This window comes from Streptomyces sp. NPDC046379 (genome assembly GCF_055587785.1).
Genome location: NZ_JBVJFP010000012.1, coordinates 146,501 through 161,710 on the forward strand (window position 1 = coordinate 146,501; position 15,210 = coordinate 161,710).

Consider the following 15,210-nt stretch of genomic DNA (forward strand, 5'->3'; position numbering starts at 1 on the left):
AGCCCTCCATGACCGGCACCACCCACCTGACCAGCACCGGCATGACCAACCCCGCCATCACGGCGAGCGGTCTGCGCAAGTCCTACGGCGACAAGGTCGTGCTCGACGGCATCGACCTCGCCGTCCCCGAAGGCACGGTCTTCGCGCTGCTCGGGCCGAACGGGGCCGGCAAGACCACCGCCGTCAAGATCCTTTCCACCCTCGTGTCCCCCGACCCGGCCTCCGGCGAGATCCGGGTCGCGGGCCACGACCTCGCGGCCGACCCGCAGGCCGTGCGCGCGGCGATCGGTGTCACGGGGCAGTTCTCCGCGGTGGACGGGCTGATCACCGGCGAGGAGAACATGCTGCTGATGGCGGACCTGCACCACCTGCCCCGCGGCGAGGGCCGACGGGTGTGCGCGGACCTGCTGGAGCGCTTCGGCCTGGCGGAGGCGGCGAAGAAGCCGGCCTCCACCTACTCCGGCGGCATGAAGCGCCGTCTGGACATCGCCATGACCCTGGTCGGCAGCCCGCGCGTGATCTTCCTGGACGAGCCCACCACCGGCCTGGACCCCCGCTCCCGGCACACCATGTGGCAGATCGTCCGCGACCTCGTCACCGGCGGCGTCACCGTCTTCCTCACCACCCAGTACCTGGAGGAGGCCGACCAGCTCGCCGACCGCATCGCCGTCCTCCACGACGGCGGGATCGCCGCCCACGGCACCGCGGAGGAACTCAAGCGGATCGTCCCCGGCGGACACGTCGCGCTCCGCTTCACCGACCCCGCCGCCTACGGCGCCGCCACCGCCGCCCTGCCCGCGGCCACCCGCCACGACCGGACCCTGACCCTGCACATCCCCAGCGACGGCAGCCAGCGCGACCTGCACACCCTGCTGACCCGCCTCGACACCGCCGGCGTCCACGCCGACGAGCTCACCGTCCACACCCCCGACCTCGACGACGTCTTCTTCGCCCTGACCGGCGGGAACGAGCCCGTAAAGGAGACCACCCGATGAGCGGCTCCCCGTCCCTCGCGGTGCGCGACTCGGCCACCATGCTGCGCCGCAACCTGCTGCACGCCCGCCGTTACCCCTCCCTCACCCTCAACCTCCTGCTCACCCCGATCATGCTGCTCCTGCTGTTCGTCTACATATTCGGCGACGCCATGAGCGCGGGCCTGGGAGAGGGAGCCGACCGCTCCGACTACATCGCCTACCTGGTGCCCGGCCTGCTGCTGATGACCATCGGCAGCACCACCATCGGCACCGCGGTCTCCGTCTCCAACGACATGAGCGAGGGGATCATCGCCCGCTTCCGGACCATGGCCATCCACCGGCCCTCGGTCCTGATCGGGCACGTCGCCGGCAGCGTCCTGCAGTCCGTCGCCGCCACCGTCCTGGTCGGCGCGGTCGCCGTCGCGATCGGCTTCCGCTCCACCGGCGCCACCCCCCTGGAATGGCTGGCCGCGTTGGGGCTGATCGCCCTCTTCGCCCTCGCCCTGACCTGGATCGCCGTCGGCATGGGCCTGTCCAGCCCGACCGCGGAGGCCGCGAGCAACAACGCCATGCCGCTGATCCTGCTCCCGCTGCTGTCCAGCGCCTTCGTCCCCGTCGACGGGATGCCGGGCTGGTTCCGGCCGATCGCCGAGTACCAGCCCTTCACCCCTGCCATCGAAACCCTGCGAGGACTCCTCCTGGGCACGGAGATCGGCCACCAGGGATGGCTCGCCGCCGCCTGGTGCCTCGCCCTCACGGCCCTCGGCCACCTCTGGTCCACGTCCCTCTTCAACCGCGACGCGAAGTAGCGGCCCGAAGAAGCGGGACACCCCGGGACGAAGGCCTCGAAGACCTCAGCCGCCCTCCGCCAGCAGTTCGTCCGCGTCCATGATCCGGTACGCGTACCCCTGCTCCGCCAGGAACCGCTGGCGGTGGGCCGCGAAGTCCTGGTCGATCGTGTCACGGGCGACCACCGAGTAGAAGTGCGCCTGATGCCCGTCCGCCTTCGGCCGCAGCACCCGGCCCAGCCGCTGCGCCTCCTCCTGTCGCGACCCGAACGTGCCCGACACCTGGATGGCGACCGTGGCCTCCGGCAGGTCGATGGAGAAGTTGGCGACCTTGGAGACCACCAGCACGCTCAGCTCGCCCTGCCGGAACGCCTCGAAGAGCTTCTCCCGCTGGGCGTTGCTCGTCTCGCCCTTGATCACGGGGGCGTTCAGATGCTCGCCCAGTTCGTCGAGCTGGTCGATGTACTGCCCGATGACGAGGATCTGCTGCCCGGCGAACCGGCGCACGATCGCCTCCGTCACCTTCCGCTTGGTCACCGTGGTCGAGCAGAACCGGTACTTCTCCTCCGGCTCGGCCGTGGCGTAGGCGAGCCGCTCGGAGTCGGTGAGGTTCACCCGGACCTCCACGCAGTCGGCGGGCGCGATGTAACCCTGCGCCTCGATCTCCTTCCACGGGGCGTCGAACCGCTTGGGCCCGATGAGCGAGAAGACGTCCGACTCCCGGCCGTCCTCCCGCACCAGCGTCGCCGTCAGGCCGAGCCGCCTGCGCGCCTGGAGGTCGGCGGTGAACTTGAACACCGGCGCCGGCAGCAGATGCACCTCGTCGTAGACGATCAGGCCCCAGTCGCGGGAGTCGAACAGCTCCAGGTGCGGGTAGACGCCCTTCCGCCGCGTCGTCAGCACCTGGTAGGTGGCGATGGTGACGGGCCGGATCTCCTTCCTGGTCCCGCTGTACTCGCCGATCTCGTCCTCGGTCAGCGAGGTCCGCTTCACCAGCTCGTGCTTCCACTGCCGGGCGGAGACGGTGTTCGTGACCAGAATCAGCGTCGTCGACTTCGCCTGCGCCATCGACCCGGCGCCGACCAGGGTCTTCCCCGCGCCGCAGGGCAGCACGACGACACCGGACCCGCCGTGCCAGAAGTTCTCCACCGCCTGCTTCTGGTAGGGGCGCAGCGCCCAGCCGTCCTCGGCCAGCTCGATCGGGTGCGCCTCGCCGTCGACGTACCCGGCGAGGTCCTCGGCCGGCCAGCCCAGCTTCAGCAGCGTCTGCTTGATCTGCCCGCGCTCCGAGGGGTGCACGGCGACCGTGTCCGGGTCGATGCGGGCGCCGACCAGCGGGGCGATGCGCTTGGAGCGCAGCACCTCCTCCAGCACCGGCCGGTCGGTGGTGGTGAGGACCAGCCCGTGGGCCGGATGCTTGCTCAGCGTCAGCCGGCCGTAGCGGTCCATGGTCTCGGCGATGTCGACGAGCAGCGCGTGCGGCACCGGGTAGCGGCTGTACTCCACCAGCGCGTCCACCACCTGCTCGGCGTCGTGGCCGGCCGCGCGGGCGTTCCACAGGCCGAGCGGGGTGACGCGGTAGGTGTGGATGTGCTCGGGCGCCCGCTCCAGCTCCGCGAACGGCGCGATGGCGCGCCGGCAGTCGTCGGCGCGCTCGTGGTCGACTTCCAGAAGCAGTGTTTTGTCTGACTGGACGATCAGCGGACCGTTCACTCGGGCACCCTTTCCGTACGGCCGGACAGTACGGCCAAACGTCCAGTGTGCCTGATCGGGGGCGAGACGGAGCGGGTGTGCGCCGGAGCGCGGACGTGGTGTGTCCGACAAGATGTCTAATCACTCGTGCGAGTGGCGTGACTTCATTTGCTGGGTGGCGACTGCGAAGAATGCTGATCATGCAGCCCCTCACAGGTACCCCACCGCCGACTCCGGCGCCCACCCCTTCCCCGCCCGCGACGACCACGCTCGGGTACGCCCTGTTCGCGACCCGCTGGCTCCAGGCCCCCCTGTACTTCGGCCTGGTCGCCGCGCAGGGCGTCTATGTGTACAAGTTCTTCAACGAACTGTGGGCCTTAATCCTCCGGTGCGTCACCGGCCAGGCGACCGAGACGTACGTGATGCTCGCGGTCCTCAAGCTCGTGGACGTCGTGATGATCGCCAACCTGCTGATCATGGTGATCGTCGGCGGCTACGAGACGTTCGTCTCCCGCATCGGCCTCCAGGGCCACCGCGACCAGCCCGAGTGGCTCTCGCACGTCAACTCCAACGTGCTCAAGGTCAAGCTCGCCACCGCGATCGTGGGCATCTCCTCCGTCCATCTGCTCCAGATGTTCGTGGACGTGCACCACACCGACCAGCACTCGCTGCTGTGGGGCACGGTCATCCACATGGCGTTCATCGTCTCCGCGGCGATCCTCGCGTACATGTCCGGCCCGATGGCCGCACACGCCGACCGCCCGCACCTGCCCGTGCACCTGCAACCGGCACACGGCGAGCCCGGGGGCCACGGAGCGTACGGGGTGCTCGGCGCGCACGGTGACCTCGGCGGGCCGACCGGTCCCGGCGGTCGTGCGCAGACGCTCCCCGTCGTCCCCGCCCAGGGCGGGCCGCCCCAGGGTGAGGCGGCCGGCGCCGAGGAGCGCATCCGGGCGGCGGGGTTGTCCGTCCGGAAGACGCTGGAGGAGTTCGACGCGGAGCATCTGCGCGCGTTCGACCGGGAGACCGTGGCCCGGCTCGGGAAACTGGACTTCGTCGTCGACAGGGAGAACGTCCTGTTCGTCGGTCCCCCCGGCACCGGCAAGACCCATCTGGCGATCGCCCTCGGCGTACGGGCGTGCCAGGCCGGTCACCGGGTGCTGTTCGCGACCGCGGGTCAGTGGGCGGCGCGGCTGGCCGCGGCATGGGCGGAGGGCCGGCTGGACGAGGAACTGGCCGAGCTGGACTCCGTGCCGCTGCTGATCGTCGACGAGGTCGGCTATCTGACCTTCGACGCGGAAACCTCCCATCTCTTCTTCCGTTTGGTCGCCCACCGCTACGAGCGGGGTTCGCTGATCGTGACCGGCGACCGGCCGCCGGAGCGGTGGGGCGAGATCTTCGCCGGCCCCGGCACCGCGGCGATGGTGGACCGGCTGGCGCACCACGCCGTGACCGTACGGCTGGAAGGGCCGAGCTACCGGCTGCGCGGGGCCGCGTCCGGGGCTACTTCAGAGAGATGTGGTTGATCAGCGGCCCTTCGACGTTCGCCACCTCCCCGACCAGCGGGCCGCCGCCGCCACTGGGCAGCGGCAACGGCAGCGGGTTCGCGTCCGGGGTCGCCGAGGCTCCGGGCGCGAGCAGGCCGGCCAGAGCGAGGGACGCGAGCGCGGCGACGGCGGGCGTCAGGACGCGCACGAGGATGCGAAGGGGAGGACGCAAGGGGGGACGCACGGGGGGACGCATGGGGGGTTTCCGGCCTTTCCAAGGCTGACGGTCGGCTGAACCGAGGGGGCGGCCGGGCCGGCCCCGGCGGAAGCCGGGACCGGCCCGTGGACGACGACGCGCGGCAGACGCCGGAAGCGACGCCGCGACGACACCACGACGACGCGCCGGCACGGGGACGGGCGACGAGGTGGCACGGGGAGGGGTGATGCCGTGGCGGCGACCGCCTACAGCGTCACACCCCCGCCGAGGTCGATGCCGATCGCCGCGGCCTGGCCGGCGAGGGCGCCGAGCATCGCGGCGGTGGCGGTCAGAACGGCTGCGGCACGACGGACAGCACGCATGAGTGTTCCCTTCTGGTGAGCGATCTGCGCGGGTTTGCGCGGATCAGGACACCCGGTGGTTGCCCGCCGATCCACCCCGCGATGCGGGACACGGCCGAAGGTCCCCCGACGGAGGGAAGCTCGGGCGTGGCGCGCATGAAACCGGGCGTACACCCGTGCGGGCGAACCCCCGTCCGGGTTCCGGCGAAGGAGGCTCTGCGTTGGCCGGAGGAGGCCTCCGCTCGGGCAGGAGGAGGGACTACTGCTCGTCGGCCAGCTCAGCCACCCCGGTGATCCGGTGCAGCGGATAGGTGCGGACCTCGTCCGCCGTATGGTCGTACGCCGTCACGAAGCCGCCCTCGACCCGCACCGGCGCGATCACGCGCTGGCTGGCGGCCCCCTCGGCGTTGACGTAGCCGATCCACAGCGCCTGGCCGGTCAGCACGGCGGCCTGCACGGTGGCGAGGGTCTCGGCGGAACTGGTGCGCGGCAGCTCGCCGCCGGTCACCGGGGCCGTGCCGGTGGCCCGGTGCGGGGCGGTGGCCGCCAGGTCGCCCGCCCGGATCGCGCGGATCGCCGCCGCGAGAAGGGTGTCGTCGGGAACGGGCGGGCCCTCCGGGACCGGCTCGGGCGCGGTGCGCGGCGGGGTGCGCCGGGCGTGTGCCCGGGTGATCAGCACATCGCCCTCGGCGGATTCGGCGGCCGGCGCGAAGCCCATGGCCCGCAGCCCCTCCAGCAGCGCCGCCGGATCGGCCTGCGCGGCCAGCACGGTCGGCGCGAGCCTGCGCAGCCGCAGCCCGGCCGACCGCTTGTCGGCGAGGATCTCGTCGAGCATCGCGTCGTCGTCGCAGCGCACGTAGGCCGAGGCCGCACCGACCCGCAGCCGGCCGTGCCTGCGGGCCACGTCGTCGATCAGGTAGGCCAGCGGCTGCGGAACCGGCGTTCGGGAGTGCTCGGCCAGGAAGGCGTGCAGATCGGAGGCGCTGCGGCCGGCGTCGAGGGCGCGGCGTACGGAGGCGGGCGTGAAGCGGTAGACGGTCGCGCCGCCCTTGGACTCGACGTCGGCGACGACGTCGAGCGTGTCGGCGAGCGGCCGCCGCAGCGGGCCCGGCGCGACGGCCGTGAGGTCGGCCTGGAGGAGCACGTGGTCGAGGGGCTCGGGCAGCAGCGGGGCGAGCAGCCGGGCGGCGGCGGCCGAGGCGGCGGCCTGCTCGGCGGGGGAGAGCGGGCCGGGAACCGCGGGGCGCGGCGCGTGGTGGTGCACCGGCAGCTTGTCGCCGGGCCCTTCGGGGACCGCGTCGTCGGCGCCGTGCGCGGGAGCGCGAGCCGGCGCCTGCGCCGGCGGACGCGCGCCCAGCAGCGCCCGCCCGTGCCCGGACAGCGCGCCCCGGCCCGTCACACCGAGCGTCTCGGCCTCGGCCAGCGTCCATTCGGCGAGCCGCCCGCGCAGATCGTCCTCCCGCTCCCGGCCGCGCAACGGACGCTCCCAGCGCAGTCGCGCCAGCACCGAGTCCGCGGAGACGGCGGAGCCCTCCGGCAGCTCGGCCAGCAGGGCGAGCACCCGGTGCCGTACCTCCGGGGCCGCCGAGCGGTCCAGGCCCGGGCCGAGCGCGGACAGCATGCGGTCCTTCGCGTCCCGCGCGCCGACCAGACCGCAGACGCGGGTCGCCGTCAGCCAGGCCGCGGCCAGCCGCGTCCAGCGCTCGGCGGGCGGCTGCTCCAGCCATTCGTCGTAGGCGGGCGTGGCGGCGTAGCGTTCGTCGGCCTCGCCGTCGGAGGCGATCAGCCCGGCGGCGTAGGCCAGCTCCACCCAGAAGGCGGCGACCGGCTCGGACACGTCCAGGGCGACCGCGGTCCGCTTCAGGTCGCGCTGGCTGAGCCCGCCGGCCCGCAGCACCGCCGGGCCGCCCTCGTCCCAGTCCTTCAGCAGCTCCTCGACGGTCGCCAGCGCGGTGTACGCCTGCCCGGCCGCCGTGGCGTCGACCACGCGCGCGGAGTGCGTGGCCGCGGTCTGCACGGGCGGCGGCACCGGCTCCGGCGTGCGGTGCGCGCGCCCGCCGCGCAGGTGCAGGGCGACCTCGCGGGGCAGCACGACCGTCCCCGGCGCGGTCGGCAGCAGCAGCCCGCGGTCCAGCAGCCAGCGCAGATGGGCCGCGGGCTCCGCGGTGACCTGCCCGTACGGCGGCCCCCACATCAGCCGTTCCAGCACCTCGCGCGAGGCGTCGGGGGCCCCGGCGAGCAGTGCCGTCATCCGCGCGCGATGGGTGAACAGCGCGGTCAGGGCCGCCGCGGCGGACACCGCGTCGTGTGTGGAGGGCAGTCCGGCGGCGGCCACCAGCTGCTGGATGCGGCCCGGCGACATGCCCGCGGTCGCCTCCGCGACGGTCGGGCCGAGGCCGGTGGGGGAGGGGTGCTGCGGGGAGGGCGTGAGCAGCTCGCGCGCGGTGCGCACCAGGCGCAGCCGGTCGTCGCCGCCCCACACCAGGGCCTGCTCGCGCAGCGTGCCGAGCGCCCTCGGCAGCGCGGCGGCGATCCGCGGATCACGGCCCCCGTCCACCCCGTCCGCCCGGTCGGCGCCGCCGGCCAGCAGTCCGAGCAGCTCGTCGTACCCCGCCGGGTCCGCGGCCACGGCCAGCGCCTCCGCCGTCTGGAGGGCGAACCGGTCCAGCCGTTCCAGGGCGCGCACCACGGACGCGCGCGTGCCCGCGCGGGTGGCCAGCTGGGTCAGGTCCGTGGGCACGGGAGTGATGAGATCGGGCCGGCTGCGCAGCAGCGCGGCCAGGGAGGCGTCGTCCCGCGCGCGGAGCGCCTCCGCGAGGGACCGCGGGGCGGCCGGCTTCTCGTCGCTGCTCATCCGATCAACGGTAGCGGGTGGGGGCCTCGGCGGGGCACCGCGCCGTGGCCCGGCGTGCGAACGGAACGTTGCGCGAGTGGTCGGGACCCGTACGCCCGCCTGTGCCCGGAGGTCGACAAGCCCGGCCCGGGCGAGCCCGGCTGACGTGCCGTCCGCCCGCCGCGGCCTGCGCTACCGTCGTCTGCGCGGGGAAGCCGGCACATCCGCCCCGGAGGGGACAGCGTGGGGATCGAGAGCGACAAGGTCGTCTACGAGTATCTGAGCCGCGTCGGCGACGTGGCTCAGCAGCGGCAGCTTCCCTCGGCGACCCGGATGCGCCTGGTCTCGCAGCTGCGCGACGAGATCGACCGGCGGCGCGCCAAGGCCGTCGTGGACAGCCCCGCCGCCGTGCGCCGCATCCTCGACCGCATCGGCAGCCCCGACGACGTCGTGGACGCCGCGCGGGACACGGCCCCCGCCTCCGCCACGGCCCCGCAGCCGCCCTCCACGGCGGTACCCGTCCAGCCGACGCAGCCCGCACAGTCGGCCCGGCCCGCCCAGCCCGCACGGCAGAAAGGGCGGCGGGAGCAGGCGTCCGAGGCGGAACGGCCGCCCAAGGGCCTGCGCCGGGCCGTCCCCCGCCCCCGTCCCCGGCCCGCCGAGCCCGATGCCGTCCCGCAGTCTCCTGCGGTGGCCCCCGGCGCCCTCCCGCCGCACCGCGCGGGCATGGACGAGCTGGGGGACAGCGCCACGCAGCCGGACTGGTGGCGGGTGGACGACAGCCCGTTCGGCGTGGGCGACAGCGTGCCCGGCTTCGTCGGCGGGGTGGAGGTCCCCGACCTCCTCAAGCCGCCGCCGAAGGACGCCGACGCCCCCGAGGACGCCCGGAAGGACGCCTCGGACCGAGCCCCGAAGGAGGCTCCGGAGCAGGCGACCGGCGGACCGGCGCCCGAGGCGGAGCCCGCCGTCCGCCGTCGCCGCCTCCTCCTCCCGTCCGTCCCCTCGCCGGGCGCCTGGAACAACCCCCTGCTCCTCCTCGCCGCCGGCCTCCTGGTCACCGGCGCGGTCCTGGGCAACCTCATCGCGCTCGCCGCCGGTTGGGCCATCGCCTACGTCTCGCGCCGGCTGACCCGGACGGAGATCAAACTGGCGGTCGTCGTCCTGCCCGCCCTGGCGCTGGGCGCCGGTTTCGGCTGGCTGTGGGGCCGGATGAACGGCCGCTGGGGCGACCCCATCGCCGAGGGCGGGATGTCCGCCGCGATCGGGGAGACCTGGCCGTGGGTGGTACGGGGCGCGGCGCTGGCGTCGGCGCTGTTCCTGGTGTGGCGCTCGCAGAGGGAGCGGTAGCTCGCGGCGAGGGCGGTGGCGGAGGCTCGCCGAGGACCTGCCCGGAGGCCTGCCGGCGATCTCCCAGAGCCCGCCGGCGGACTCGCCGGGAGGCCTGTCGGCGGACCCGCCGAGAGGCTCGCAGAGGGCCGCGCGCGGGACCCTGCCGAAGACCCCCCGGAGCCGCGCCCCGGCGACTCGGCACAATGGCCCATATGGCTCTCACCCCGCCCACACGGTCCACCGTGCCCACGCCGCCCGTCCTCACCGTCGGCTTCGATCTCGACATGACCCTGATCGACTCCCGCCCCGGCATCCGCGCCTGCTACCGGGCGCTGACCGAGCGGACGGGGACGTACGTCGACGCCGACCTCGCGGTCAGCCGGCTGGGACCGCCGCTGGAGGAGGAGTTGCGGCACTGGTTCCCGGCGCGGGAGGTGCCCGCCGTCGCCGACCTGTACCGCTCGATGTATCCGGGCATCGCCGTCGCCGCGAGCCCGGCCATGCCCGGCGCCCGGGAGGCGATCGAGGCGGTGCGGGCCGCGGGGGGACGGGCGATCGTCGTGACCGCCAAGTACGAGGCCAACGCCGAGCTGCACATCGCCCACCTCGGCCTGGAGCCGGACGCGGTGATCGGCGACCTGTGGGCCGAGCGGAAGGCGGAGGCGCTGCGCGAGCACGGCGCCACCGTCTACGTCGGCGACCACACCGGCGACGTACGCGGCGCCCGCGCGGCCGGCGCCCTGTCGGTCACCGTGCCCACCGGCCCCTGCGACGCCGACGAGCTGCGGGCGGCGGGCGCGGACGTCGTACTGGGCGGGCTGGCCGAGTTCCCGGGGTGGCTTTCGGCCCATCTTTCGGCCGGTACGGCCGAAAAGGCTCAGGCCCCCGGATCTCCCGAGGCCCCGGCCGCGGCGCGCGCCTGACGCCGCCCGGCGGCGACGGACTGCAGCACCCCGCCCGCGGCGATGAGGAAACCGACGCCCATGAGCATGCTCAACAGGAACATGTAGGTCGGAAACGGCTCCGTTCCGAGGAACAGCGGGGCCACCGTGACCAGGGTGGCGACGGCGCCGACGATGAAGACGACGGCGCCGACGCGGATCAGCCGGTCGCCGGGAGCGGCGGAATTCGTTTGGGTTTTGTCACGCACCCCACCAGGGTAGTTCCCAGCGCGTAGGAACAACCGGGGGACGTCTTGTCACCGGCCTGGAGACCACTAGCCTTGGTACCGGCGGGTCGCGGACGACCCGCCCGAGTGCTATCAAGAGCCGTTTCAGAAGCAGTTTTCCGACGAGTACGAGGACGAGGACAGACGTGCCTACCGGCAAGGTCAAGTGGTTCAACAACGAGAAGGGCTTCGGCTTTCTCTCCCGCGACGACGGCGGCGACGTCTTCGTGCACTCCTCGGTTCTGCCCGCCGGAGTCGACACGCTCAAGCCGGGGCAGCGTGTGGAGTTCGGAGTGGTCGCCGGTCAGCGCGGCGACCAGGCCCTCTCGGTGACCCTGCTGGACCCGACCCCGTCGGTCGCCGCCGCGCAGCGCAAGAAGCCGGACGAACTGGCGTCCATCGTCCAGGACCTGACCACACTGCTCGAGAACATCACCCCGATGCTGGAGAAGGGCCGTTACCCCGAGAAGGCCTCCGGCAAGAAGATCGCCGGCCTGCTCCGCGCGGTCGCCGACCAGCTCGACGTATGACCGCCGGGCGGCTGTCGGCGCGGCGCGTACGGCCCTGCCGGCGCGGCGGGTGCATCCCGACCGCACGGCCCGGGACGTGCGACCGTGCAGGTCGCCGGATTCCCTACGGGAACGTCAGCGCGTCCGGGCCGAGCGGCGGCAGCAGCCCCTCGGCCGCGGCGCGCGTCAGCAGCCCCCGCACCGCCGCGTAGCCGTCCGCGCCGAGGTCGGCGGTGAACTCGTTGACGTACAGCCCGATGTGCTGGTCGGCGACGGCCGGATCCATCTCCTGGGCGTGCTCCATGACGTACGGGCGGGAGGCTTCGGGGTCGTCCCAGGCCGCCCGCACGGACGCGCGGATCGCGTCGGCGAGCCCCGTCAGGGCCGGCGCGCCCAGGGACCGCTTGGCGATGATCGCGCCGAGCGGGATGGGCAGCCCGGTGGTGTCCTCCCAGTGCTCGCCCATGTCGGCGAGCCGGTGCAGCCCGTACTCCCGGTAGGTGAAGCGGGCCTCGTGGATGACGAGCCCCGCGTCGACCCGCCCGTCCCGCACGGCCGGCATGATCTCGTGGAACGGCATCACCACGACCTCGCCGACCCCGCCGGGCAGCGTGTCCGCCGCCCACAGCCGGAACAGCAGATACGCCGTCGACCGCTCGCTCGGCACGGCGACCGCACGGCCCGTCAGATCCACGCCGGGCTCCCGGGTGAGCACCAGCGGTCCGCAGCCCCGGCCCAGCGCGCCCCCGCAGGGCAGCAGCGCGTACTCGTCGAGGACGTACGGCAGCACCGCGTACGACACCTTCAGCACCTCGAACTCGCCCCGCTCGGCCATGCCGTTGGTGACGTCGATGTCCGCGAACGTCACGTCGAGGGAGGGCGCGCCGGGGACGCGGCCGTGCGCGAGGGCGTCGAAGACGAAGGTGTCGTTGGGGCAGGGGGAGTAGGCGATGCGCAGCTTCTCACCGGTCGTGGTCATGTGGGTTCCAACTCTCCAGGACGGGGGCGAGCTTCCCGAAGCCGGCCGTGAGCGCGGCGAGCGCGTCGCCGATGCGCCAGGCGGCGCGGTCGCGCGGGCCGACGGGATTGGAGACCGCGCGCAGCTCCAGGACGGGCGTGCCGTGCGCGGCGGCGGCCTCGGCGACGCCGAAACCCTCCATGGCCTCCGCGAGGGCGCGCGAGTGGCGGGCGCGCAGCTCGTCGGCGCGCGCGGCGGTGCCGGTCACGGTGGACACGGTCAGGACGGTGCCGGTCAGGGCGCCCGTGGCGGCGGCGACGGCCCGCACCAGAGCCGGGGGCGGGTGGTGGGTGACGGAGCCGAAGCCCAGCTCGGTCACGGGCAGGAAGCCCTCGGGCGTCTCGGCGCCCAGGTCGGCGACCGTGATCTCGTCGGCGACGACCAGCGAGCCGACGGGCGCGCCGGGGGCGAATCCGCCGCCGATGCCGGCGGACACGACCAGGTCGTAGGGGGCGCCCTCCAGGGCGGCGGTGGTGAGAGCCGTCGCGGTCGAGGCGGCGGCGCGGGCGGGGCCCACGCCGGCGGCGACGACCCGGCCCGGAAACGCCCGTGCCACCGCGTCCCGTTCGGCGGGGACGGCGGTGGCGACGAGGACGCGTGCGGGCGCGGGAGACGTGGTCAGGCGTCCTTCTTCAGCCGGAAGGACCACATGGCGGTGGGCTCCTGCGCGGTGCCCTCGACGATCGTGATCAGCGCGGAGTCCTCCGGGTTCTGCGGGTTGAAGAACGAGCTGGCGCTGGTCGACAGGTACGACTTCTTGGTGGGCTCGGCCATCATCGGGTTGCCGTTCATCATGACGAGCCAGCCCTTCTCGGCGACGTCCCAGTCGACGCCGAAGCGGACCCTCCCGTCCGGGTCGATGGAGAGGGACTCGATGTCCTTCTCCTGAAGACACTTGTTCGGGTCCTTGATGGCCTTGCCGTCGCCGTGGCAGGTCGCCTCGGAGCTCACCGAGTCGGAGCCGACCGTGATCGTCGCGACCGGCGTCGGCTTGTCGCAGGCCGACAGGACGAGCAGTCCGGCGGTAACGGCGCCGGCGGCGGCGACGGCGCGGCGGCGTCGCACAGCGGATTGCAGCGTGGTCATGGCCGAAGGTTATCGGGCGGCCCCGGCACGCTCCCCACGCGGGGTGCGCAGCGCGGGGCGATTAGCCCAAGCGCACGGCGGGCTCCCCCGTGCGAGGTTCCCGGGTTCCCCGTGCGAGGTCCCCGCGGCCCGGCGGCGAGGTTCCCCGCCGCCCGTCGGGGCGTGACTACGCCACCCGGGTGCGCGGGCCCCCGCGACGGGCCGAGGCCAGCAGTCCGCGGGCCGTGCTCAGCCAGCCCGCGGCGACGATGGCCGCCCCGATGCCCAGCCCCAGCGGCCCGATCAGCGGCATCGCTATCCCGATCGCGCCGCCCAGCACCCACGACACCTGCAACAGCGTCTCCGACCGGGCGAACGCCGACGTGCGCACCAGCTCCGGCACGTCCCGCTGGATCAGCGCGTCCAGGGACAGCTTGGCCAGCGCCTGCGCGAACCCGGCGACCGCCGCCAGGCACGCCACCAGGACCGCGCCGAAGAACAGCGCCGCCGTGACGGCCGCCGCCAGCTCCACGGCGACCACGGTCACGATGATCACCTCCGGCGCCCGTGCCTTCAGCCACGCCCCGACCGCCGTACCGCACGCGTTGCCCACGCCCGCCGCGACCGCCACCATGCCCAGCGACACCGCCGCGCTCTGCCCCGTCATCGGATGCTCGCGCAGCAGGAACGCCAGGAAGAAGATCAGGAACCCGGCGAGGCACCGGATCGCCGCGTTGGCCGCCAGCGCGTGCGTCACCGCGCCGCCGACCGTCCGCAGCCCCGGCCGCTTCAGTCCCTTGCGGTGCGGCCCGTGCAGATGGTCCTCGTCCGCCGCGAGCAGCGCCCGGTCCTCGCCCTTGGCCGAGTCCACCTTGTGCGGCAGCGTGAACGACAGGAACGTACCCGCGACGAAGATCACGAAGGCCCCGTACAACGGCCACCGCGGTCCCAGCGCCTGCAGCCCCGCACCCACCGGCGCCGCGACACCAGTGGCCAGCAGCCCACCCAGGGTGACCCGCGAATTGGCCTTCACCAGCGAGAACCCGGGCGGCAGCAGCCGGGGCACGACGGCGCTGCGCACGACGCCGTACGCCTTCGACGCGACCAGCACGCCGAGCGCCGCCGGATACATCTCGATGCTGCCGGTGATCACCGCACCCGACAGCACCAGCGCGAGCAGCGCCCGCGCGAGCATCGCGCACGCCATCGCCGCCCGCCGCCCGTGGGGCACCCGGTCCAGCAGCGGCCCGATGACGGGGGCCAGCAGCGTGAACGGGGCCATGGTGATCGCCAGGTACAGGGCGACGCGCCCACGGGCCTCGTCGGTCGGCACGGAGAAGAAGACGGTGGAGGCGAGCGCGACGGTGATCATGACGTCGCCGGCGCCGTTCACGCCGTGCAGCTCGATCAGCTTGCCGAGCCCCGACTCGCCGGCCCCGTGCGCGTGGGTCGCCTTGCGGATGCCGCGCGCGGGTCCGGTCACCGGCAGGTGCAGGGCACGGCCGACCGAGCGGAGGGAGCCGCGCATCCGGCCCGCCCCGCTGCTCCGGCTGTTCCCGTCGACCCCGCCCACCCCGGCGGCGCCCTGGGACGACCTCGCGGTTGCCACCCCGTCATAGTGCCCCGAGTCGGCCGTCCCTAGCGCGGTAATGGCACGGATGACGCGGATTGCCGAACCGGACGGCGCGGGTCGCCGTGCCGGCGGGGGCGCGGGTCGCCGTACCGGCGGGACACGGAGGCCGACCGGCAGGGTACGGATCGCCGAACCGCTCGGGGCACGGAAGGCCGG

14 protein-coding genes are annotated in these 15,210 nt (G+C 73.9%); 6 read left to right on the forward strand and 8 right to left on the reverse strand.

All coding sequences use genetic code 11. The features are described from left to right. Positions 1-41 precede the first annotated feature (41 nt). Both ACZ6KF_RS21960 and ACZ6KF_RS21965 read left to right on the forward strand, forming a co-directional pair. Positions 42-995: an ABC transporter ATP-binding protein gene (locus ACZ6KF_RS21960; RefSeq protein WP_356629870.1), complete on the forward strand. Its 954-nt coding sequence runs from the start codon at positions 42-44 to the stop codon at positions 993-995. Beyond that, complete coding sequence (locus ACZ6KF_RS21965) at positions 992-1,783, forward strand: ABC transporter permease (RefSeq protein WP_469178282.1); 792 nt, start codon at positions 992-994, stop codon at positions 1,781-1,783. Before ACZ6KF_RS21960 ends, ACZ6KF_RS21965 begins: the two co-directional genes overlap by 4 nt. Before the next feature lie 45 nt (positions 1,784-1,828). Here ACZ6KF_RS21965 and ACZ6KF_RS21970 read toward each other — a convergent pair whose 3' ends face one another. Continuing rightward, entirely contained in the window at positions 1,829-3,475 is a 1,647-nt protein-coding gene (locus ACZ6KF_RS21970) for a DNA repair helicase XPB (protein WP_356629668.1), read from the reverse strand. A gap of 179 nt (positions 3,476-3,654) precedes the next feature. Here ACZ6KF_RS21970 and istB point away from each other — a divergent pair, with 179 nt between their 5' ends. Beyond that, positions 3,655-4,980 carry an IS21-like element helper ATPase IstB gene (istB, locus tag ACZ6KF_RS21975; protein ID WP_469239700.1) on the forward strand — a complete coding sequence of 442 codons (1,326 nt, stop codon included), beginning with the start codon at positions 3,655-3,657 and terminating at the stop codon, positions 4,978-4,980. Here istB and ACZ6KF_RS21980 read toward each other — a convergent pair. Then, positions 4,958-5,173 (reverse strand): hypothetical protein, encoded by a 216-nt coding sequence (locus ACZ6KF_RS21980; RefSeq protein WP_356629672.1) that lies wholly within the window; start codon positions 5,171-5,173, stop codon positions 4,958-4,960. The two genes, istB and ACZ6KF_RS21980, sit on opposite strands and share 23 nt — an antisense overlap. Positions 5,174-5,758: 585 nt before the next feature. Continuing rightward, positions 5,759-8,353 (reverse strand): helicase-associated domain-containing protein, encoded by a 2,595-nt coding sequence (locus tag ACZ6KF_RS21985; RefSeq protein WP_469239702.1) that lies wholly within the window; start codon positions 8,351-8,353, stop codon positions 5,759-5,761. Between the two features lie 222 nt (positions 8,354-8,575). Here ACZ6KF_RS21985 and ACZ6KF_RS21990 point away from each other — a divergent pair, with 222 nt between their 5' ends. Together ACZ6KF_RS21990 and ACZ6KF_RS21995 are read left to right on the forward strand one after the other, a co-directional pair. Beyond that, positions 8,576-9,679: a hypothetical protein gene (locus ACZ6KF_RS21990; RefSeq protein ID WP_469239704.1), complete on the forward strand. Its 1,104-nt coding sequence runs from the start codon at positions 8,576-8,578 to the stop codon at positions 9,677-9,679. Between the two features lie 194 nt (positions 9,680-9,873). Continuing rightward, complete coding sequence (locus tag ACZ6KF_RS21995) at positions 9,874-10,584, forward strand: HAD family hydrolase (protein ID WP_469178289.1); 711 nt, start codon at positions 9,874-9,876, stop codon at positions 10,582-10,584. Here ACZ6KF_RS21995 and ACZ6KF_RS22000 read toward each other — a convergent pair. Further along, a complete protein-coding gene (locus tag ACZ6KF_RS22000) occupies positions 10,539-10,811 on the reverse strand; it encodes a hypothetical protein (protein ID WP_356629680.1) in 273 nt (90 codons plus the stop codon). The genes ACZ6KF_RS21995 and ACZ6KF_RS22000 overlap by 46 nt on opposite strands. A 164-nt stretch (positions 10,812-10,975) precedes the next feature. Here ACZ6KF_RS22000 and ACZ6KF_RS22005 point away from each other — a divergent pair, with 164 nt between their 5' ends. Then, positions 10,976-11,359, forward strand: a complete 384-nt coding sequence (locus ACZ6KF_RS22005; RefSeq protein ID WP_356629682.1) for a cold-shock protein — start codon at positions 10,976-10,978, stop codon at positions 11,357-11,359. 103 nt (positions 11,360-11,462) lie between these two features. Here the strand turns inward: ACZ6KF_RS22005 and ACZ6KF_RS22010 are convergent, their stop codons facing one another. The 4 genes from ACZ6KF_RS22010 to ACZ6KF_RS22025 form a co-directional block, all read right to left on the reverse strand. Beyond that, positions 11,463-12,317 carry a 1,4-dihydroxy-6-naphthoate synthase gene (locus ACZ6KF_RS22010; RefSeq protein ID WP_469239706.1) on the reverse strand — a complete coding sequence of 285 codons (855 nt, stop codon included), beginning with the start codon at positions 12,315-12,317 and terminating at the stop codon, positions 11,463-11,465. Then, positions 12,301-13,005, reverse strand: a complete 705-nt coding sequence (locus ACZ6KF_RS22015) for a futalosine hydrolase (RefSeq protein ID WP_469239708.1) — start codon at positions 13,003-13,005, stop codon at positions 12,301-12,303. Before ACZ6KF_RS22015 ends, ACZ6KF_RS22010 begins: the two co-directional genes overlap by 17 nt. Further along, positions 12,975-13,442 (reverse strand): DUF2771 domain-containing protein, encoded by a 468-nt coding sequence (locus tag ACZ6KF_RS22020; RefSeq protein ID WP_356629688.1) that lies wholly within the window; start codon positions 13,440-13,442, stop codon positions 12,975-12,977. The genes ACZ6KF_RS22015 and ACZ6KF_RS22020 overlap by 31 nt, the downstream gene beginning before the upstream one ends. A 166-nt stretch (positions 13,443-13,608) precedes the next feature. After that, positions 13,609-15,030, reverse strand: coding sequence for an MFS transporter (locus ACZ6KF_RS22025; RefSeq protein WP_356629690.1), 1,422 nt, complete (start codon positions 15,028-15,030; stop codon positions 13,609-13,611). Between the last annotated feature and the right edge of the window lie 180 nt (positions 15,031-15,210).